Origin of the sequence: Mycobacterium sp. (assembly GCF_019247635.1) — a bacterium.
In the GTDB taxonomy this organism is placed as follows: Bacteria; Actinomycetota; Actinomycetes; order Mycobacteriales; family Mycobacteriaceae; genus Mycobacterium.
In genome coordinates this window covers 58,120-77,999 of record NZ_JAFBAR010000067.1, presented here as the reverse complement: position 1 = coordinate 77,999, position 19,880 = coordinate 58,120, and the positions used below count along the sequence as shown (strand labels likewise).

Genomic DNA, 19,880 nt, shown 5'->3' with positions numbered 1-19,880 from the left:
GGCTGAACAATATCCAGCCGTTCTCCGCGTCGGTCCGGGTGTAATTGCAGAGCAGCGCGAGCGAATACAGCGGGTTTTCCTGCACGCCAAGCCGGTCGTTGATCCCGGTGGCCGGCGAGGTGGGTGATCGCCGTGACAACACGAATTGCGGGCCGCTGGCAAGCGTGTCGCCGTTCAGCTTGTCCAGTGTGGGCGTGTAGACCGAGTAGGTCTGAAAGACCGGTGCGGGCCGCCACGCGAGCCCATAAGCCCACACGACCGAGGTCTCGTCGGGGTCCACATGAACCGTGCCCGACCCGATCGCGTTGATGAACCGATCGGGGACGCCGTATTGCGCACGCTGACGGGCCTTGGATTGCTCGATGTGTCGCGTCGCCAGGTCCGGCCACCCCAGCGTCACCACCCGGTCTACGGCCCGCACGGGCGCCTGCAGCACCGCAACCGGCCGCTGCTCGACCACCAGAATGCCGGCCAGGTAGACGACAAAGAGCACGGCCAACGCGATCTCAAACCCGCGGCGCAGGATCCCGAGGAGCGGGGTGATGGCCACGGTGATCACGATCAGGCCGAGTAGAACGGAGAAATGATTCGAGTCGTATCTCCCGAACGCGGTCTTGGTGACCACCACTGTCACGATGGCGACCAACACCACGAATCGACGGGGAATCTCGGAGCGCCCGCGCACGAACATCGCACACACCGCCGCGATCCAGGCCAGGGTAAGCGCGACCGCGCCGACGGCATCCCACGGAATGGGGACGGCCTGGCCCTCGATGTAACCGGATACGATCTCCGAGCTGTATTTCAGCCAGGTCGTCAGGTTCCCCAGCCGTTGGCCCGCGAGCAGCCACCAAAGCGGGACGGACGCGATGAACGCGGTGACCGCGGCGAGGTGGCGCCCGACGGCCCGCCAGTCCAGCAGCACCGACGCCGCGAGCGCCACGCCCGCGACGACGGGCCCGGTGTTGAACTTCACCAGCAGCTCGAACCCGCCGACCGCACCGAGCAGGACGCACGTGACGAACGCGGTCGCCGGCTCATGGTCGTCCGGCAGTAGCAGCGAGCCGGCCCAGGCAAACGCCGCGAGGATGACCACCTCGGGGTACATCGGGCCCAGCAGGATGCCGGTGATCACCGTCGTCACGGCTGCGCCGGCGAGCGACGACGCCGGGGTGTGGCGGCGGCGCAGCGCGGCGGCGACCGCGAGGAACAGCGCAACAAGGGTGCTGACCTGGTAGACCGTGGCGAGTAATGCCTGTTCACGGGAGTAGTAGCCGGTGTTCTGCAGGAAGGCGAGCGGGCCGTAGGTAAAGGCGACGTCGGGGCCCCACGCGAGGTGATGGATGCGGGCCAGGGCGACGGCGGCTTCCCAGGACGGATCGATACCGATATCTGCGTCCACCGAGGACTGCGGCCAGCAAAAAACAACGGCGGCCAGCGCGGTGAGGCACCTTTGCCAGCGTGCGGAGCCCCAAGTGGTCGTCGAACACCACGTTGTCACGCGTTGCGCGCGCGCTGCGACCATCCGTGCAAGTTATCGGATCAAGTAGGGATTTCGGCGGTGAGCTCAGGGACGTGTTTGACGCTCTTGAAGAGCCATCGATCCAGGACGAGGAAGCGGCCCACCCAGACGATGCCGAAGCCGACGACTTGGGCGATAAAGACTGCCGTGCCGCGCACCAGCGTTGTCCGATCGGCTACGACGTTGTCCACAAGATAGGTGAAAATGGTGGCAAGCAGGACACCCAGCATCACGACCACCCAGAACATCAGGATCTGGTTGCGCAGGTTCTTGCCGGACGTGACCCGCCAAACAAAATGTCTGTTGGCGTAGAAGTTGGGAACGGTGGCGATCGCCGCTGCCAGCAGCGAGGCGGTGGTGTAGTCCTTGAGCCACGGCCCCAGGATCTGGATCAGACCCTGGCCGAAGGGCAGGAACGCCACCGCCACCACGACGTAGCGCAGCTTTTTGCGCGCGTCGCTGTCAGACCGCGCGATCAAGCCCCCCACGAACTCCACGCTCGAAAAGTTACCCGCCATCACGTCGCGGCGGGCCGGAACCGATGGAACCGGCCAAAGTTAAGACAATCTTCGGCGTGCATGAAATGCTGTACCGCAAAGGTTGCCGCCGTCACCGGAGCCGCGGGGGGACCGGCCTTGTTGGTATTACCGGGGAAACGCCGCATCGATCGGCGGTGACCTCCTAGGCTCCAACACCAACTAAGTAAAGATTGGCTTTTGTTATCGTCCAACCGCTGGACGAGGCTGAAACAGGAAATGGAGGCGGCGGTTCCCGTGGCAACTCAACCCGAAAACCGCATTTGTATCGTCGGCGGCGCCGGGCACGTTGGGCTACCGCTGGCGTTGGTGCTGGCAGACGAAGGGTTCCAGGTCGACATCCTCGACACGAACCAGGCGGCCCTGAAAGGCATCATGGCCGGCACGATGCCCTTCATCGAGAATGGTGCCGAGGAACTGCTCAAGCGGCTGCTGCCGACAGGGCGCATCACCGCCAGCACCGACGCGTGGGCCGTCAGGAACGCCGACATCGTCATCTGCGTCGTGGGGACGCCGGTCGACGAGTACCTGACACCGCAGGCACACACCTTCTTCCGCATCATCAACGAGATCAGCCCCTACTTCCAGGACGGGCAGACGCTGATCCTGCGCAGCACCGTCTACCCGGGACTGAGTCAGCGTGTGCACGACATGTTCTCCGAGCGCGGGATCGGCGTGCACGTCACCTTCTGTCCCGAGCGCATCGCCCAGGGCCACTCGATTCGCGAGCTCAGGATCATTCCGCAGATCATCAGCGGGTTCGACGACGAGGGGCTGCGCGTCGTTCGCGACGTCTTCTCCCGGATAGCCAGCGAGATCATCGAGGTCGAGCCGCAGGAAGCCGAGCTGGCCAAGCTGTTCTGCAACAGCTACCGCTACATCCAGTTCGCGGTCGCCAATCAGTTCTATCTGCTCAGCCGTGAGGCGGGCCTCGATTACGACCGCGTCCACCATGCGGCAACCTACAAAAACAGCCGGGTCGACAGCCTGCCCAAGGCGGGATTCGCGGCCGGCCCGTGTCTGCTGAAGGACACGATGCAGCTCGCGGGTTTCAGCAACAACAACTTCATGCTGGGCCACTCGGCGATGCTCATCAACGAAGGCCAGCCGCAGTTCATCGTCAACATGCTCAAGCGCCGGGTCGACCTGCGGCACAAGACCGTTGGCATCCTGGGCATGACGTTCAAGGCGGACTGTGACGACACCCGCGATTCGCTGAGCTTCAAGCTGCGGCATCTGCTGATGCTCGAGGCCGAAACGGTGTTGCTGCACGACCCGTTCCTGGAGGGACCGGATTACTACCCGCTGGAAACGGTCCTGGACCGTGCCGACGTGTGGGTGGTTGGCGTGCCGCACTCCCAGTATCGGGGTCTGCGGGTGCCGCAAGGCAAGATAGTCGAGGATGTCTGGGGCTGCCTGGACGTCAGCGAGCTCGACGCCGACGCATTGAATGGAGCCCAATTGGCGACTCTGGGGACGGGAGCGGCTGCCCAGTGAAGGTACTGGTAACTGGCAGTGCGGGCTTCATCAACGGCTACGTGGTGGAGGAGCTGCTGCGCGCCGGACACGAGGTCGTCGGTATCGACAACTACTCGAAATACGGCCCAGTCAAGAAGAGCTACGACGATCACCCGCGCTACCACTTCGTCGAGGGGGACGTCAAAGACGTCGAGCTGATGTTCAAGCTGGTCGAGGGGTGTGAACAGATGGTGGCCAGCGCGGCCCGCATCGGCGGCATCACCTACTTCCACGAGTACGCTTACGACCTGCTGGCCGAAAATGAGCGCATCGCCGCCGCCCACTTCGATACCGCGATCTATGCGTTCAAGAAGGGCTGGCTCAAGAAGATCAACGTGATCAGTTCCTCCATGGTGTTCGAGAACGCGACCGTGTTCCCGACGCCGGAGAAGCACATCACCGAATGTCCCCCTCCGACAAGCACTTACGGGTTTCAGAAGCTGGCCTGCGAGTACTTCGCACACGGTGCCTACGAGCAGTACGGTCTGCCCTACACCATCATCCGGCCCTTCAACTGCGTGGGCACCGGTGAGCAGCGGGCGATCGGTGGTCGCGAAATCCCAAGCGGCAACGTCAAACTCGCGATGAGCCACGTAGTGCCGGACTTGATCCAGAAGGTGGTGAAGGGCCAGGACCCGCTGCACATCCTTGGCGACGGCACCCAGGTACGGCACTACACGTACGGAGCCGATTTGGCGCGCGGCATCCGCCTGTGCATGGAACATCCGGCCGCGGTCAACGACGACTTCAACCTGTCCACCCCCGAAGCCACCACCGTGCTCGACCTCGCCGAGGTGATTTGGCGGAAGATGCGTCCCGACACGCCATTTCGCTACGAAAGCGACCCGCCGTTCGAGCACGACGTGCAGCTGCGGTCGCCGGAGGTACACAAGGCTACCGAGATACTCGGCTTCGAGGCGTCGACCACGCTCGATTCCATGCTCGACGAGGTCATACCCTGGATTGTCAACGCCGTCGAGGCTGGAACCATCTGACGTGCTCGGGTGCGACTTGCTAGGACGACATGCGCAACGCGGGTGACGCTGACCTACAGCAGCTTTACCGCAACCGCTTCGGTCACGCCCTCGAATCCCGATCGGCCATCTGGGAAGTCCTCGTCCGCGACTTCTTCCAGGCGTGGATCAGGCGCAGCGACACCGTGTTGGACCTGGGCTGTGGCTACGGCGAGTTCCTGAACCACGTCCGCGCCGCGCGCCGGGTGGGTGTCGACTTGAACCCGGACAGCACCCGCATGCTCGAGTCGGGTATCGAGTTCCACCAGGGCCGCGCCGAGGATCTCGGTTTCCTCGAGGATGACTCGGTCGACGTCGTCTTCACCAGCAATCTGCTGGAGCACCTGCGGGGTAAAACCGAGGTCGAGCGCACCATCGCCGAAGCCCGCCGAGTACTGAAGCCCGGCGGCCACTTTATCGCGCTGGGGCCCAATGTTCGCTTCCTGGGAGGCGATTACTGGGACTTCTGGGACCACCGGGTGCCCATCAGCGATCGCTCCCTGCTCGAGCTGCTGAAGTCCAGCGGGTTCGAGATCGTGGATGCCCACGCCCGTTTCCTGCCGTACACGTCGAGCTCGCCGTGGCCGCAGGCGCCGATCCTGGTGCGACGGTATCTGCGTTCCAGAAAGGCGTGGCCAATCTTCGGCAAGCAGTTCGTGATTCGCGCGCGCAAGCCGCGGCAGGAGTCGCCGGCCGATGACCCCCAGCGTCTGCTAAGCGTGGTCATCCCCGTCTACAACGAGGGCGAGAACATCCAGGTGTGCGTGCGCGGGCTCGCCGAGGCGTTGGCGGACACACCGCATGAACTGCTGGTCTGCTACGACTTCGAGGAGGACACGACGCTGCCGGCACTGGCCGCCATGCCGGACAAACCCGAGACGGTTCGGCTGGTCCGCAACTGGATCGGCAAGGGCGTGGCGAACGCGCTGATCGCCGGCTTCGCGGCCGCGCGTGGCGACGTCGTCGTCACCAGCATGGCCGACCTGTCCGACCCACCCTCGGTGATTCCGTTGATGGCGGCCAAGATTCGCGACGAGGGCGCGGACATCGTCAGCGGGTCGCGCTACATGCCGGGTGGCACCCAGACCGGTGGGCCCCGACTGAAGACGCTGATGTCGAGGACCGCCGGGCTGAGTCTGCACTACGTGGGCGGCGTTCCGACCCACGATGCCACCACGAACTTCCGCGCCTACAGCCGTCGTCTCCTCGACGACATCCCCGTGGAGAGCGTGAAGGGGTTCGAGGTGGGTCTCGAGTTGACCATCAAAGCGCACCTGCAGGGTTATCGCGTCGACGAGGTACCCAGCAGCTGGGACGACCGAACCGCCGGAACCAGCAAGTTCGACCTGGTCGGTTGGCTGCCGTCATATCTGCACTGGTATTTCCTGGCCATGCGGCGCCCGCTGCTACGTTGGTCGGCCGGCGCGCTGGCTTCGGTCGGGGCGCTGGATCTGGTGCGGCGTAATCGGCGCAGCGCCGACACGTGAGGTGGTCCATCATCCCCATGGTCGATCAAGATTCAGCACGTTCCAGGCGGCGGCTCGCGGTCCTGAAGTTCGACCTGGGGAACGCGGCGAGACAGCGCACAGCGGCTTTGGTATTCCTCGTCGTTTGGTGCCTGATCGACCTGCGGTGGGTTTGGCTCTACCGGCGGGGAAACCTTCTCGACATCGACGAAGCAGGCTATCTGACCCTCGCCGTGGCGGCCGCCCGCAACCATGAGTACGGACTGGTTTTTTTCACCATCTACTCGCCGGCGACACCTGCGGCCGCGGCCCTGATCTTCTCGGTGTTTGGACCGCACCTTGTCCTCGGTTTCCTGGTGCCTATCATTGCTGCGGCATTGACCGGTTATCTGACATTCTCCCTAGGCTTGACCATCGGGGGGCCGCGACTGGCCTGGCTAGCACTCGTCCTGGTGTCGACAACACCCGTGTTTGTGGATTATTCGCGCCAGTTCAGTTTCGCGATGAGCTGTGCCTTAGCGGTAACCGCGGCGCTGTACTGCCTGCTGCGGTCAGAAGGCTTGACCAGTGTTCGCTGGACCATGTGGTTCGGCGTCTGTGTGGGCCTGATGCCGCTTACTCGCACGATGGCCATCGCGTATGTGCCGGGGGTTTTGCTGGCTGCGCTGATCACATCGCTTGGCCACCCGGATTCCCGGCAGCGACTCGCCCGGCTAGGCCGCGCGACCATTCTTGCTGCCCTGATCACCGCGGTATGGCTCGTCCCTAACTGGAAGGGGGTGCTGGGCTACCTGCTGAGCTTCGGTTACGGCGGCCACAGCGGCTCGGCCGGTCGCATTCTGCTGCTCGAATGGGAAAGCTGGCTGAGTACGCTGCAATATTATATTCAAGACCTCCAGTTGATTCACTCGACGATACTTTTTCTCGGTCTGGCCATTACGGCAGTCATCGCATTGCGTACGCTGCGCGGACTGAGTGGCATGCATATTGTCTGGCGGATCGCCCATTCGAAATTGTTCGGGCCCGCGTTGTTATTCGCATTCGGGACTGTGGCGCTGGTGTCCACAAGCAATCACGGCACGGCCTTTGACTTGCCGCTTTTCCCGGCGTTGACTTTGGTCTCCGGATGGGGTGTGACGCGCGCTAACAGGCATGTGCTACGCGGTACGGCCGCCGTGACAACGCTCGCGGCACTTGTCGCGTATGTTCCGCTCGTCGATTTGCATTCGCGTTTCGCCGAGCCTAGAGCCTTGGCCATTCCGGGGATCGGCCCCGCATTCATCACTGACGGCCGCGCCTACCTGCAACGATATGAGGCGTCGGGCATCCCGGGACCGGCGGGGGTCACCGTCGGGTCACTCGTGTCGTCGAAAACTGAACCAATCGATGCGGCGACGACTCGCGAATGGCAGACGGTCATCGGCCAAACCGTGGACTTTATCAGAAGGGAAATCCCATCGAACAGGCCGGTGACTTTCGGGTTTGGCCACATTTTATACAACCTCGCCACCGTGCAACTGGTCGAGTTCTCGAGATATGACTTTCCCGACGGGGTCCCGTGGGGGGCGGGCATCGACCAGGCGTCGATGAACCGATCGGAGGATGCCTACTTTCAGGTGTTGACGACTGGTGGCCCTAAAGACAGCTGCCTGCTGTTCACGTCGGGGGGCGTTGTCAACGAGATTCCTCCCATACCGAATTCCGAAGCACTGGCGGCGGCGGCGCGCCGCGCGGGTTTTGTCCAAGCCGCGCAGTGGAAGTTGCCTGACGGCCGCGACGTGCTGGCCTGGCGCCGTGATTCCGATTCGTGCCGCAAAATGTAGCCACCTCAGCGCACCCGCGCCTGCATCGCCGAATGGTGACATATCGTCAGGATCCGCCGTCGATCCCTGCACGTTTTAGCAGCTGATAATCGCCGAATGTCGCGATGGGCACGAAACCACGTTGCACGTAGCGATCCATCGGACCGGGCGGCATTTCATCCAGGCCCCAGAACTGGGCCAGCTGGCTGTTTTCGAGCAAGCACAGCCCGTCGATCGAGCGGGTGGCTTCGATCACCCGGCGTTGGTGCACCTGATCGAACTGCGATGTCCACCCCGTCGCCTCGTAGCCGGTTGGCGGCTCCTGTTGTGTCCAGAAGTAGAAGCTGTGCATCTCCGGCAGCATGATGAACGTCTTGCAATTTTGGTCAATTGCGGCGACGACCGCGCGGTATTTCGCGGCGTCCCCGGGACTGACGCGGACGTCGTCGGCGCCCGGCAACCCGAGTGGGACCCAGGCGTCATGCACACTCCGCGCCCGCTGGAGCCCCAGTACGAGCTGGGTATTGACGAGCAGGACCATGATCGCGGCCGCTGCGATCGCCCCGATCGCGAACAGGGTACGGCGCACCGTCTGACCGCTGACGCTGAGAGCGAGCCCGCGAACCCCGTTTGCGATACAGAGCGCCCCGACCGGGATCAGCAGCATGGCAGACCAGTTAATTTGGCTGCCCGCAACCGGGAAGCCATGCAAGCCCTGTAGGACCGCCAACGGCGCCAGTAGCAGCCGGGCGAATTGGGTTCCCACGATCGGCTTTCCGGGGATCTGGATCAGCGCCACCCAGGCGAAGCACAGCATCTCCAGCGGGGAGCAGTTCATGCCGAGGGTGGAGCAAAGCAGGCCCAGCGGAGTACTGAGTGTCTTCCGTTCGATCACGGAGAATGCCATGTAGAGCCCTATGAGGATGCTCAGGCTCGAGACGAGCAGAACCCGGGCCGATCGGGGGCGGGTGTCGTGTTTGCGTACGACGTACCAATAAGCGAGCGCGCCGGCGAGAGCCATTAGGTCAAGGACGTAGGTCCCGATCAAAAGGTGGAGGGGCCGCGAGAAGCTGCTCGGGAAGCGCAGCGGCTGCACGAATACCCCGGTGATCAGGCCGGAGGGGCTGGTCCCGCTGGCGAGGATCGCCAGGAAGATGGTTGCGGCGACGATAAGCAAGCCGCCGCCGAGCCACCAGAGTTCATTGGAGTCGCGGCGGCCGGCGCCACGGGCTCTCAACGCGATCACGACGGTGAGCGCGGAGGCGGCGACGTGAACCGCGTAGTGGCGAGCCCAGTCTTCGCTGGCCTTCGTGACCATCACCAGCGCCGGCAGTGCCACCACGCCGAACTCGACCAGTGGCCGTAGCCAGCGACGCCGGGCAAGGGTCGGATAGCTGACCACACAAACGAGGGCCACCGCGGCAAAAGCGAAAATGCCGACGTTGATCTTGATAAGGATCAGGGCGCTCAAGACTCCGCCGAGCAAGGCGATCGAGACTCGTGAGCTGCGATCGCGAACGAAACAAGAGACCGTCACGAGCAACGAGACGAATAGGACGGCGGTGCCGCCTGCGGACATCGGCTCCTCGACGAGGCGGGGCCCGAATATCATCAGCTGGGTGGCTAGGCCGAGGGTGATGCTCGTGGTCATGCGCCAGACGGAGAGCCCGAAAAGCAGGCTCGAAAGCACCCAGATGACCCCGGTAACCGCGCGGCTGCCGTCGTGGTCGACCGCGATCCCGAAAATCGAGAAGATCCCGTCCCAGAACTCGAAGTAGAAGGGCCCGTAGCCGCCAGGGACGTCGTCGTATAGGGAGCCGTGGTTCAAATACGCCTTGAGGGAGATCAGCAAGCAGCCTTCATCGTCGTACGAGGCGAAACCGGTGAAGGCTCGATAACGGGCGATCACGTAGGTGGCCACCGTGACCGCCGTGAAGGCCAGGGCGCCGAATCCGAGCCGCACGGCCCGCGCTTGTGGCGGATTGACCGTTTGGTTGACGATTCTCAAGGTCGGCCCTCGCCGGACCCGCCAGGCATCTGGGTGCCGCCACACAATCCGGCTGCGGTCATGCGTGGGCCGGCGAGGCCGAGGAAGCCGAGGAGGCCGAGGAGCAGAGGAACGTCACACCGATGAAATTGACGGATGAAATCATCCGCGGAATCTAGCATTTGACTGCCCGACCCGGGCCAGCTTTTCGTCGCATCGGCTGAGCACCACCTGAGGGTCGAGGCCGGCCGCTTAAGCACACGGACATGGCCATTCGGCCGTCCCCGTGTGTCCTCATCGGCTGTGGCAGACTGCAAGTTCCGACCGGGGAGGCGCCATGTCGAGTGTGAGTGTTGTCGTTCCCGTTTATCGCGCAGCGCTGACTTTGCGCGAGCTATACGCCCAGTTGAGCATTACGATGCCGCAGGTCGCTCCGACGTTCGAAATTATTTTTGTCGAGGATTGCGGCGGCGATGAATCCTGGTCCATCATCACCGAATTGGCTGCATCAGATCAGCACATCCGCGGCATCCGCATGAGCCGCAACTACGGCCAGCACAACGCTCTGCTCTGTGGTATCCGCGCCGCCCGCTACGACGTGATAGTCACGATGGACGACGACCTGCAACATCCGGTGACTGAGATTGCGCCACTTCTGGCGGCGCTGGGGCCGGATGTCGATGTCGTCTATGGTGCACCGAGGGACGAGCAGCACGGGTTGCTACGCAACGGCGCCTCCCGTTTGACGAAGTTGGCGTTGGCCAGCGCGATGGGCGCCGAGACGGCACGCAACGTCAGCGCTTTCCGTGCCTTCCGCACTCGCCTGCGGGAAGGTTTCGTCGATTACCGGAGTCCGACGGTTTCGATCGATGTGTTGCTGACTTGGACGACAACTCGATTCAGCGCGATCAAAGTGCGGCATGCGCCGCGTTCGGCCGGCATCAGTGGCTACTCGATCACCCGACTCGTTCGCTACGCGCTCGACTTGATGACCGGGTTCAGTACGTTGCCGCTACAGTTCGCCAGCTTCATCGGGTTCGCGTTGGTGTTCTTCGGCGCCTCGATCCTCGCGTACGTTGGTGCGAACTACCTGGTCTACGGCAGCGCCGTGCCCGGCTTTGCCTTCCTGGCCTCGATCATCGCGATCTTCTCGGGCGCGCAGTTGTTCGCGCTGGGGGTCATCGGCGAGTACCTGGCTCGGATGCACTTCCGCACGATGGATCGACCGACCTATCTAGTAAGCGAGACGGTGGAATGACCAGGTATCCCGGAGCGGACGGCCCGCGGCTCAGCATAAAGCTGAACGGGTTTCGTGCATGCCGGGCATGATCGAACCGATCTTGGTGACCGGCGCCGCTGGCTTTGTCGGCAGACATGTGACCGATCTGCTCCGTTCCCGTGGCGTACAGGTCGTGGCGCACGCACGCCGCCGCGGGCCGGGCATCGACTGGGTCGCCGACCTCGCGGATCCGCAGACGTCCCTTGATCCGAAGCTGTTCGATGTGGCCTCCGTGATCCACTGCGCGGCGGCAACTCCGGCGCGGTCCGACAGGTTTGATCGGGACAACACCACGGCCAGTGCGACGTTCGCGGCGGTTTTGTCCCGGGCGAAGTCGCTGCAGCGTATCGTCCATCTATCGAGCGTCGCCGTTTACCTGCGGCCCGTTCGTGGCCGTTGGGTGTTAGGGGAGGACGCAACGACCATCGAGAGCGACCGGAATCAAGGCTCTTACGCCGCAAGCAAGCTCGCTGCCGAACGCAATCTTGATGCGGTCGGGCGGGACAGGACGGACGTTGCGATAACGCATGTGCGCGCTTCCTCGATCTACGGTCCGGGAATGGTTCGCACGACCCTGCTTCCGGTACTCGTCGCTGGTGCGCGGCAGAACGAGCCTCTGGTGCTGCGCGGGCCGCGGCCCTATCTACAGAACTTTGTCCACGTCGCTGATGTTGCGGCACTGGCGGTTTCACTAGTTAACGAGCGCGGCCCCGCCGTCGTGAACGCATTTTCGGACGACACCTACGAGCTTGGAGCACTGGCGGAACTCGTTCGCACCAAATTGGGCAGCTCCAGCCAGATTCTCGACGAGAGCCATCCTGCCGATGGACCAGAGCCGGTGTTCCTGAACGGGATCGCCAAACGACTACATCCGGCTTTTCGCAGCCTGGCTGATCATTTGACGGATGCGTCATGACATTGCGCGTGGGGATCACCGGCGTCAGCGGCGATGTTGGGCGCGGTGCGGTACGCGGTCTCCGGCGCAATCCACCTGGCGCCGAGCCCATCTGGATTCTCGGACTCGACAGCAGCACCCACAGGCACCCGGACGTGGACGAGTGCATGCAGCTTCCGCTCGTCAGGGAGCCCGGGTACGCCGACGCTGTGCAGGCCGCGGTGATCCACCATGGGGTCGAGGTCCTGCTGCCGTGCATCGACTCGGAAATCGTCGTCCTGTCGGCCGCCCGTGGGCTGTTCGCCGGCGCCGCGGCCCGCGTGGTGCTCGCGCCATGTCCGTTAATCAAAGCGGCCGCGGACAAGCTGGCCACGGCCCACTTCCTGGCGGCCCGTGGCATCAGCACGCCCGCCACATTCGACACGGCTGCTGCGGTCGACGCGCTGGGCTTGCCGATCGTGGCCAAGCCTCGCAGCGGACACGGCAGCCGCGGCGTCAAGGTCCTGCGGGATCGCGTGGGGCTGCAGGAGTTTCTCGCGGAGCCGCCGCCGAACTACTGCCTGCAGCGATACATCGCGGGCCCCGAGTTCACCGTTGGGTTTCTCTATGATGCGCACGGCGTCATGCAGGACGCAGTCGCAATGGAGCGCACACTCGACGACGGCCGCACCGTCCGTGCGAGCGTCGTTGACAACCCTGATATGCGGCGATTCATTGCAGCGTTCGGCGAGCGCGTTCCCGGTCTTGGGGCTGTCAATGCCCAGCTGCGCTGGGACGACAACGACGGGCCGCTGGTGTTCGAAATCAATGCCCGCCTATCGGGATCGACCGAGATGCGCGTCGCCGTCGGCTGCAACGATCCGCTCCGGCTGGTGCGGCACTTTGGCCGCGGCGACTCGATTGCGCGTGCCCAGCCACAAATGGCCACCGTGCACCGTCGCGGCAGCGAACTGCGGGTGGATCCGTGCTGAACATGTCGGCTGCGATGGCCGGCTGCCGCGCCGCGGTATTCGATTGCGCGGGAACACTTTTACGCCTCGATCCGCCATCCGAACAGATTTTTCAGGATGCGGTGGCCGAGTTGGGGCTGGACATCCCCCTTACCGAGATCGCCCGCGCCTACGAAATCGTCAACTTCGCCGTACAGATCAAGAGCAGCGAACTGCCGACCAAAGCCGAAAGGGACGCGTTCTATCGGGGCTTCAACAGGTCTTTGTGTGCGGCACTCGGGATAGACCGGTCGTTTGACCGACTGCATCCGTTGCTGCTGACACGCTTCGCGACACGACGCCACTGGGTTGCCTTTGACGATTCCGCCGCCGCGTTGGCCGCGGTCGGAGAACGCGTCGCCGTGCATGCGCTGGCCAACTGGGACCGGCACCTCGACGAGGTGCTGGTTCGCGCCGGGCTGCGCCACCTCATCGGCGACGCCGCGTCTTCGGAAGAGCTTGGCGCGGAGAAACCTGCCCGGGCCTGCTTCGATGCTTTTCTTGAACGCAACGCGCTGGATGCTTCCCAGGTGGTGTATGTGGGTAATGAGTACGCCGCCGACGTGGTTGGCGCGCGAGAGGCGGGGTTGACGCCGATTTTGGTCGATCGCGACAATCGCCTGCCATACGCTGACTGCCTGCGTGTACAAAGCCTGTTAGATCTCACGCCGCCACCCGACGGGTGGCTGGGAGGATAAACCAAATGGTTCAAGCGACAAGCTTCCATCACGGCCAACGACTCGGGGCCGCTGACATCGAAGAAGCACGGCAGATATGTCCCGTCTGCCGCTCGTCCGAGCCCCGCGAGCCCGTATTCCGCGTGCAGCGCGATCCGGACATCGACATGCTGGCGTGCGCAACATGCGGGGCTGCGTCCGCCTCCCACATGCCGAAACCCGAGGTCCTGGCAAGCTATTACGCGCAGTACTACTCGGGCGCCGCTCTGCGGCATACGCTCGACAAGCCCGAGCGCTTCGCACGCCACGCGCTGCGTGCGATGCCGGACCTGCGGGGACCGAAACCGCTGCGCATTCTCGACTTCGGGGGCGGTGACGGTTCGCTCGCCATCGCCATCGCGAAATTGCTACGATCCCAAGGCAATTCGGAACTAATAGCGATTGATGTCGTCGACTACAGCGAACCGCGACCTGAAGAAGACCGCCGTATCCGCATCGATGCGCACCGAGAGCTAGCCACCGTCGAAGGCGGCCACGACCTGATCCTCGCCAGCGCGATCTTCGAACACATACCCGACGCCCATACCGCGATTCGTGAAGTCCTCTCCTGCGCCGGACGCTCCGCCTACATGTATGCCCGCACCCCGTATGTCCTTCCGTTGGCACGCATCGTCCGCTCGATCGACATCACCTATCCAGGACACGTTCACGACATGGGCAGCGTCTTCTGGGGCCGGTTCATCGAGACTTTCGGGGTGAAGGGCACCACGCTGTCGTCCCGGCCATCGCTGGTGGAGACAACATTCGCGCACGCTCCCGCCCGGACGTTGGTCGCCCATACGCTCAAGTCTCCCGCCTTGGTGGAGCAGGCCTTGCTCGGTCGCAGCCGCCGGCCGCGCTGGGGTCTCGTCGGTGGGTGGGAAGCGGTCATGCGGTTCGAATGACGCACACCATCAGAGCGCAATTTATTCGCTACGTTTTCGTGGGCCTCGCGCTGAACGCCGCGTTCTACGGTGCGTACCTATTACTGACGTGGTGGGCCATGCGCGACGAAGCTGCGATGACAATCACCTTCAGCATCGGCACCCTGCTCAGCTTCCTTGCCCACCGCAGCGTCACCTTTCGTCACCGAGGCGAGCGGTTAGCCGCGCTTCGGCGGTTTGTGACCTGCTACGCCATCCTCTATCTCATGGACTACCTCGCTCTGTGGGTGTTTGCCGACCGGATGGGCATCCCCCATCAGCTGATTCAGGCGTGCGCAGCCGTGGTGGTCGCGCTGCTCGCATTCGTAGCGCAGAGGTATTGGGTATTCCCCGACGAAGGCAGCACCGCGGAACGGATTGCGGCAAGGACCAGTTGATGACGATCCGTATCCCGTTCAACAAACTCTCCGTCGTCGGATCGGAGCTGACCTATGTCGGCCAGGCGGTCGCGGGCGGACACGCCAGCGGCGACGGGCCGTTCACCAAGCGCGCCCAGGCCATGCTGGAAAAGCGGTTTGACGCGAGCCGCGTCTTGTTGACCACGTCGTGCACCTCCGCGCTCGAACTGGCCACCCTGCTCTGCGATCTGCAGCCGGGTGACGAGGTAATCGTTCCGTCCTACACCTTCGTTTCCACGGCCAACGCGATTGTGCTTCGGGGCGCCAAGCCAGTGTTCGTGGATATCAGGCCCGATACTCTCAACATCGATGAACGACTGATCGAGCAGGCGATGACGCCCCGCACGCGTGCCATATTCGTTGTCCATTATGCGGGCGTCGCTTGCGAGATGGGCGCGATCATGGACATTGCCGATCGCCATGGCGTGTTCGTCGTGGAAGATGCGGCGCAGGGTGTGTTTGCCCGGTACAACGACCGATGGCTGGGCACGATCGGCCACCTGGGCTGCTACAGCTTTCACGAAACGAAGAACATTTCGTGCGGTGAAGGCGGCGCACTCGTCATCAATGATCCGGCCATGGAGGAGCGCGCCGAAATCCTGCGCGAAAAGGGCACCAACCGCAGCCAATTCCTACGCGGCCAGACTGACAAATACACCTGGGTGGACGTGGGCTCGTCTTATCTGCCGTCCGATATGCTCGCGGCATTCTTGGTCGGCCAGATCGAGAACATGGAAAAGATAACCAGGCGGCGTGGCGAGGTATTCAACCGTTATGCCGCCATGCTAGCCCCACTGGTCGAGTTGGGCCTGATCCGAACCCCAGTGGTGCCGCGGCACTGTACCCCTAATTATCACATGTTTTATGTGCTGACTGCCGACGTCGACGAGCGTACGGCCCTCATTACGCATTTGCGTAAAGCAGGCATCCTTGCCGTATTCCACTACGTACCGCTGCATTCCTCACCATTCGCGCAGTCGCTAGGTATTTCGCAAACACGCTTGCCGAGGACGGAAGAGCTTAGCGCGCGCTTGCTACGACTACCGATCTATTTTGATCTTACGGACAATGAGGTAGAGGAAGTCGCCAATAGTGTGCTGGAATTCTATCGAGCACGTAATTGAAAAAAATACATTACCCCAGCCTTAACTTCCTGCGCTTTGTTGCAGCAAGCGTCGTCATCGTGCATCACATCGAACAGATGAAGTTCATTCACGGGTATGCAAGCTGGTGGACCAACCCTACGATCGTCTTGATCGGAAAGCTGGGTGTCGATCTATTTTTTGTGTTGAGCGGCTTCCTCATCACTTCACTTTTGTTAGCAGAAAAGGGCAGTCTTGGGCGTGTGCATATTAAGCATTTCATAGCACGGCGCGTTTACCGTATATGGCCGCTCTATTTTATCGTCGTGCTGTTTTCTTTCTTCGTTGCCCCGCGGATCTCGTACCTTCAGCTTCCACCTCCATTAATCAACATAGGGGCACATTTTGGCTGGAGTCTGGGACTATACGTGCTTTTCTTGCCCCATATCCAGCTCTACCTGATAGGACCCATAGCCTACTGTTCACAGTGCTGGTCGATCGGCATCGAAGAATATTTCTATTTCATTTGGCCGGTCATCATTAGCAAGCTAAATCGGAAAGCTACGATCTATTTTATTCTGTTGTTTATCGTACTCTACATTGGGGCCTGCCATCTGATGATTTTCCTAGGCGACACCGTGTACGCTGGTAACACGCTGTTTGCAAGGATTTACGACCTGGCATCTGATGGGTTGAAGTTTGACTGTCTACTAATCGGTTGCTTCTTCGCCATCGTGAATCGATATCTGGGAGACCGGCGCAGCATTATTACTGCCAAGCCATTTCAGGTCGCGATACTATTGCTTGAAGTATTCCTGGTGTGGAAGGCGTATCAGTTCGGTGGATTTTACTGGGAATGGCATGCGGTCCTGTATGGGCTGATCATACTTAACCTAGTCCGGCCGGGAACGAGTCTGTTATATGCCGAAAACAGGGTTTTCGATTACCTGGGCAAAATTTCGTACGGGCTGTACATGTATCATGTTTTGATAGTTGTAATCGCCGTCAAAGTTCTGTGCAGGCATCATCTTTCGTTTGCGGTATACCCGGCAGCATTCGCCGGAACAATTCTGTTGTCCGCGCTTTCCTATCGATATATTGAACGTTATTTTCTGCAGCGCAAAATCGCCCACTCTTACATTCAGACGGGGTAATACCTAGACCATACGGACGCTGGAGTCTCCTCCCGCACGTGGTTCTCGCTTAGGTCTGCTTTGGGTCAGCCCGCAAGGGCGACAACGTGTTTCGTGATCTGTATAGGCACGCTCTGGAGCCAACCAATAAGATCAACGCCGGTCAGGCACACCAACGTTTGCATCGATGACGTAGTGCGCCAGATCAGCGATGTGGCCCGTTGCTTTTCAGGAAACGAGCCATTGCGGAATCAAAATCCCAACCGCCTGTACCAACGTATGGCTTGGACGCGTTGGGATTGTCGAGATAGCCGTCCATGTAGGCGGCAATCCGTTTGTTGTTGGCGGCACCCAACGGGCCATATACCGTGAAGCCAACCCAGTAGCCGATCACGACCAGCCCAAGTAATGCGGTCATGACCGCTTGTAATGCCAGGGTGCTCGGCGATCTCGCGTGCCGGGCCAGTACCAGTACCGCCCCGTACGCGCCGAGGGTGGCGGGCAAAGCTGCCATCAGATGCCAGTTGCCTAGATAGGGACGTCCGGCCGCGACTGCCGCGGTCAACAACGAGCCGAAAGTGAACAGGCCGAGCGGCAAAGCTAGCGCGCTGAGGATGCCGCGACGCCACGCGACCCATACGCAGACAATAACTGAGATGCAAATAGCGAGGCCCAACGTCGCTGTCCAGCCAAAGGGAAAACTGGTCATGCCGGGCGGGGTCCCGACGATGGTGCCGCCGAACGCGGTGAGGACGACAATGATGCTGCGAACAATCGAGACTTTGTGTGAGTCAACTAGTGCTCCGATCGCCGCCAGCGCGGCCCACGAACCCAAGAGCGTGATGACGATCAACGCGCGGCGCCTGCGCGTCGACAACCGCTTCACAAGCCCGACGACAAGCAAGGCCGGGAACCCGAGAGCGGACTGCCCCGAACACAAAAGGCCGACAACAATCAAGCAGATGGCACACGACAGTCGGCGCACATATGTCGTGGACGGTTCTTCAGGCACCGTGCGACTGAATACCGTCAAACCCAATATCGTCAGCGTTATCGATGAGGTCCCGATGAAATCCATGCCCCAACCGAAATCCATATAGTGCGACGGGGCGAACAACACGCACGCCGCCGGTAGCGCCGTCCACGCGTTGGGGGCTATCTGGGTTCTGAAGACCGCGAGCACCGTTGCAAAGCAGACGAGCGATACGCAGATGAGTGCGCGCGAGTCGTAATGGAACAACGGCGCGACGAGGAGATAGAAAATGTTGGTCAGGATGATCGGATGCTCGTAGACCTTCCACGTCATCGCTGCGAGAGTGCTTATCGGGTGATGCCAGCCCATGTCGTGCGCAATCATCGCGTTGCGGAACAGCAGCCACTCGTCCGTCAGCGGGTAAGAAACCGCAACCCGCCACACGAATGCGACCGCGACCAGCACCGGAATTACCAAGACTGCTTCGCCGGCCACCCGAACGTGCAGTGGCGGATGATCTGGGCGTTCTTCGGATGCGATTGCGTCAGCTTCTGACATGGCCGAGTGCCTCTAGCTCACCAACTGTAGCCGAAGCTGTTGCCGGCGAAGAGATTTGACGCGCCACGGCGATTGCCCAAGATGCCCGACACCCGGCGATCCCCACGGTCGGCAACGTTACTCGGCAACAAAAGTCTGCGGGGCAGAACCCGCGCAAGCGCGATTCAAGCGCACACCGCTCGGGTACGGTTGGAGCTGCGTTCTGAACGCCGCAGGATGCCTTTGATGACCGGATGACCATGTCATTCCCCAAGGATGAAGGGACCAACGATGTCTGCCCTCGTCCGCCGCAATGAGGCGCTTCGGAGCGACGAGCGCTGGCAGCCCCCGTCGTTTGCCGACACAGCGAGCCGACGAGGCAGGGTTCTGTCGCGAGTGCGCCGTCTGTTGGACCTGCAGGCCGCGTCAATCTGGCGGGATCTCAAGTCCCCTTTGAAGGGGGCGACCGGAACGGTCCTCGACGTGGGTGCGGGTGCCCAGCCCTACCGGCCGCTGGTCAACCCCCAGGCAAGATACCGTGCCATCGACACCGCCGACGCGCGTGAGCGATTCGGTTACGAGGTGCCAGGCACCGACTACTTCACCGGCGACGAATGGCCGGCGGCTGACAATTCAGTTGACCACCTGCTGGCGACCGAAACCCTTGAACACATTGCCGACCCCGACGCGTTCCTTGCCCAAGCCCGACGCGTCTTGCGCGACGGGGGCCAGCTCATCCTCACCGTCCCTTTCGCCGCACGATGGCACTACATACCCCACGACTACTGGCGTTTCACCCCGTCCGCGCTGCGCATGCTCTTGGAGCGAAACGATTTCTCGGATGTCCTGGTGCTTGCCAGGGGCAACGAGTTGACGGTGGCATGTGCCAAAGTGATTGCCTTGATGCTTCCGTTTCTACTACCGCAGGGCGAAGGCCTCTCCCTACTGCGCCGGCTGTTGGGCCTGGTCCTGGCGCCGATCCTGCTCGGCGTGGCACTCGTTGGCCAAAGAAGTCTGCGCCGGCAGGGTGGGGACGATTGCCTCGGCTACACGGTGTTCGCCAGCGCGGGCTAGGCGGCCACGGCAGCAA

The 19,880-nt window shown here is 62.1% G+C and carries 17 protein-coding genes; 13 read left to right on the top strand and 4 right to left on the bottom strand.

Features of this window, described 5'->3' with window-relative positions; genetic code table 11:
- Both JO236_RS09700 and JO236_RS09695 read right to left on the bottom strand, forming a co-directional pair.
- A partial coding sequence (locus JO236_RS09700; RefSeq protein ID WP_293327946.1) for a hypothetical protein occupies positions 1 to 1,525 on the bottom strand: 1,525 nt, incomplete at its 3' end.
- A 17-nt stretch (positions 1,526 to 1,542) separates the two neighbouring features.
- Positions 1,543 to 2,019, bottom strand: coding sequence for a GtrA family protein (locus JO236_RS09695; RefSeq protein ID WP_293327943.1), 477 nt, complete (start codon positions 2,017 to 2,019; stop codon positions 1,543 to 1,545).
- A 276-nt stretch (positions 2,020 to 2,295) separates the two neighbouring features.
- On the opposite strand from JO236_RS09695, the gene JO236_RS09690 reads away from it, so the two are divergent.
- Genes JO236_RS09690 through JO236_RS09675 form a run of 4 tightly spaced genes read left to right on the top strand, consistent with a single transcriptional unit; the run spans position 2,296 to position 7,878 of the window.
- On the top strand, positions 2,296 to 3,555 hold the full coding sequence (locus tag JO236_RS09690) for a nucleotide sugar dehydrogenase (RefSeq protein ID WP_293327940.1): 1,260 nt from the start codon (positions 2,296 to 2,298) through the stop codon (positions 3,553 to 3,555).
- Complete coding sequence (locus tag JO236_RS09685) at positions 3,552 to 4,571, top strand: NAD-dependent epimerase/dehydratase family protein (protein ID WP_293327937.1); 1,020 nt, start codon at positions 3,552 to 3,554, stop codon at positions 4,569 to 4,571. The genes JO236_RS09690 and JO236_RS09685 overlap by 4 nt, the downstream gene beginning before the upstream one ends.
- Before the next feature lie 29 nt (positions 4,572 to 4,600).
- On the top strand, positions 4,601 to 6,076 hold the full coding sequence (locus JO236_RS09680) for a glycosyltransferase (protein ID WP_293327934.1): 1,476 nt from the start codon (positions 4,601 to 4,603) through the stop codon (positions 6,074 to 6,076).
- Positions 6,077 to 6,093: 17 nt separating this feature from the next.
- Positions 6,094 to 7,878, top strand: a complete 1,785-nt coding sequence (locus tag JO236_RS09675) for an ArnT family glycosyltransferase (protein WP_293327931.1) — start codon at positions 6,094 to 6,096, stop codon at positions 7,876 to 7,878.
- Positions 7,879 to 7,924: 46 nt separating this feature from the next.
- Here the strand turns inward: JO236_RS09675 and JO236_RS09670 are convergent, their stop codons facing one another.
- Positions 7,925 to 9,865 (bottom strand): hypothetical protein, encoded by a 1,941-nt coding sequence (locus tag JO236_RS09670; protein ID WP_293327928.1) that lies wholly within the window; start codon positions 9,863 to 9,865, stop codon positions 7,925 to 7,927.
- A 316-nt stretch (positions 9,866 to 10,181) separates the two neighbouring features.
- On the opposite strand from JO236_RS09670, the gene JO236_RS09665 reads away from it, so the two are divergent.
- From JO236_RS09665 to JO236_RS09630, 8 genes are read left to right on the top strand one after another with little or no spacing between them, the layout of a single operon-like run.
- Positions 10,182 to 11,102 carry a glycosyltransferase family 2 protein gene (locus JO236_RS09665; RefSeq protein WP_293327925.1) on the top strand — a complete coding sequence of 307 codons (921 nt, stop codon included), beginning with the start codon at positions 10,182 to 10,184 and terminating at the stop codon, positions 11,100 to 11,102.
- A gap of 58 nt (positions 11,103 to 11,160) precedes the next feature.
- Entirely contained in the window at positions 11,161 to 12,039 is an 879-nt protein-coding gene (locus JO236_RS09660; protein WP_293327922.1) for an NAD-dependent epimerase/dehydratase family protein, read from the top strand.
- Positions 12,036 to 12,989 (top strand): ATP-grasp domain-containing protein, encoded by a 954-nt coding sequence (locus JO236_RS09655; RefSeq protein ID WP_293327919.1) that lies wholly within the window; start codon positions 12,036 to 12,038, stop codon positions 12,987 to 12,989. Before JO236_RS09660 ends, JO236_RS09655 begins: the two co-directional genes overlap by 4 nt.
- A 2-nt stretch (positions 12,990 to 12,991) precedes the next feature.
- Positions 12,992 to 13,705 (top strand): HAD family hydrolase, encoded by a 714-nt coding sequence (locus JO236_RS09650; protein ID WP_293327952.1) that lies wholly within the window; start codon positions 12,992 to 12,994, stop codon positions 13,703 to 13,705.
- Between the two features lie 5 nt (positions 13,706 to 13,710).
- Positions 13,711 to 14,628: a class I SAM-dependent methyltransferase gene (locus tag JO236_RS09645; protein ID WP_293327916.1), complete on the top strand. Its 918-nt coding sequence runs from the start codon at positions 13,711 to 13,713 to the stop codon at positions 14,626 to 14,628.
- Complete coding sequence (locus tag JO236_RS09640) at positions 14,625 to 15,044, top strand: GtrA family protein (RefSeq protein WP_293327913.1); 420 nt, start codon at positions 14,625 to 14,627, stop codon at positions 15,042 to 15,044. The genes JO236_RS09645 and JO236_RS09640 overlap by 4 nt, the downstream gene beginning before the upstream one ends.
- A complete protein-coding gene (gene rffA, locus JO236_RS09635) occupies positions 15,044 to 16,189 on the top strand; it encodes a dTDP-4-amino-4,6-dideoxygalactose transaminase (RefSeq protein WP_293327910.1) in 1,146 nt (381 codons plus the stop codon). Before JO236_RS09640 ends, rffA begins: the two co-directional genes overlap by 1 nt.
- Positions 16,186 to 17,301, top strand: coding sequence for an acyltransferase family protein (locus JO236_RS09630; RefSeq protein ID WP_293327908.1), 1,116 nt, complete (start codon positions 16,186 to 16,188; stop codon positions 17,299 to 17,301). Before rffA ends, JO236_RS09630 begins: the two co-directional genes overlap by 4 nt.
- A gap of 184 nt (positions 17,302 to 17,485) precedes the next feature.
- On the opposite strand, the gene JO236_RS09625 is transcribed toward JO236_RS09630, so the two are convergent.
- Entirely contained in the window at positions 17,486 to 18,811 is a 1,326-nt protein-coding gene (locus JO236_RS09625; RefSeq protein WP_293327905.1) for a hypothetical protein, read from the bottom strand.
- Between the two features lie 375 nt (positions 18,812 to 19,186).
- Between JO236_RS09625 and JO236_RS09620 the strand changes: the two genes are divergently transcribed.
- A complete protein-coding gene (locus tag JO236_RS09620; RefSeq protein ID WP_293327903.1) occupies positions 19,187 to 19,864 on the top strand; it encodes a class I SAM-dependent methyltransferase in 678 nt (225 codons plus the stop codon).
- Positions 19,865 to 19,880 lie beyond the last annotated feature (16 nt).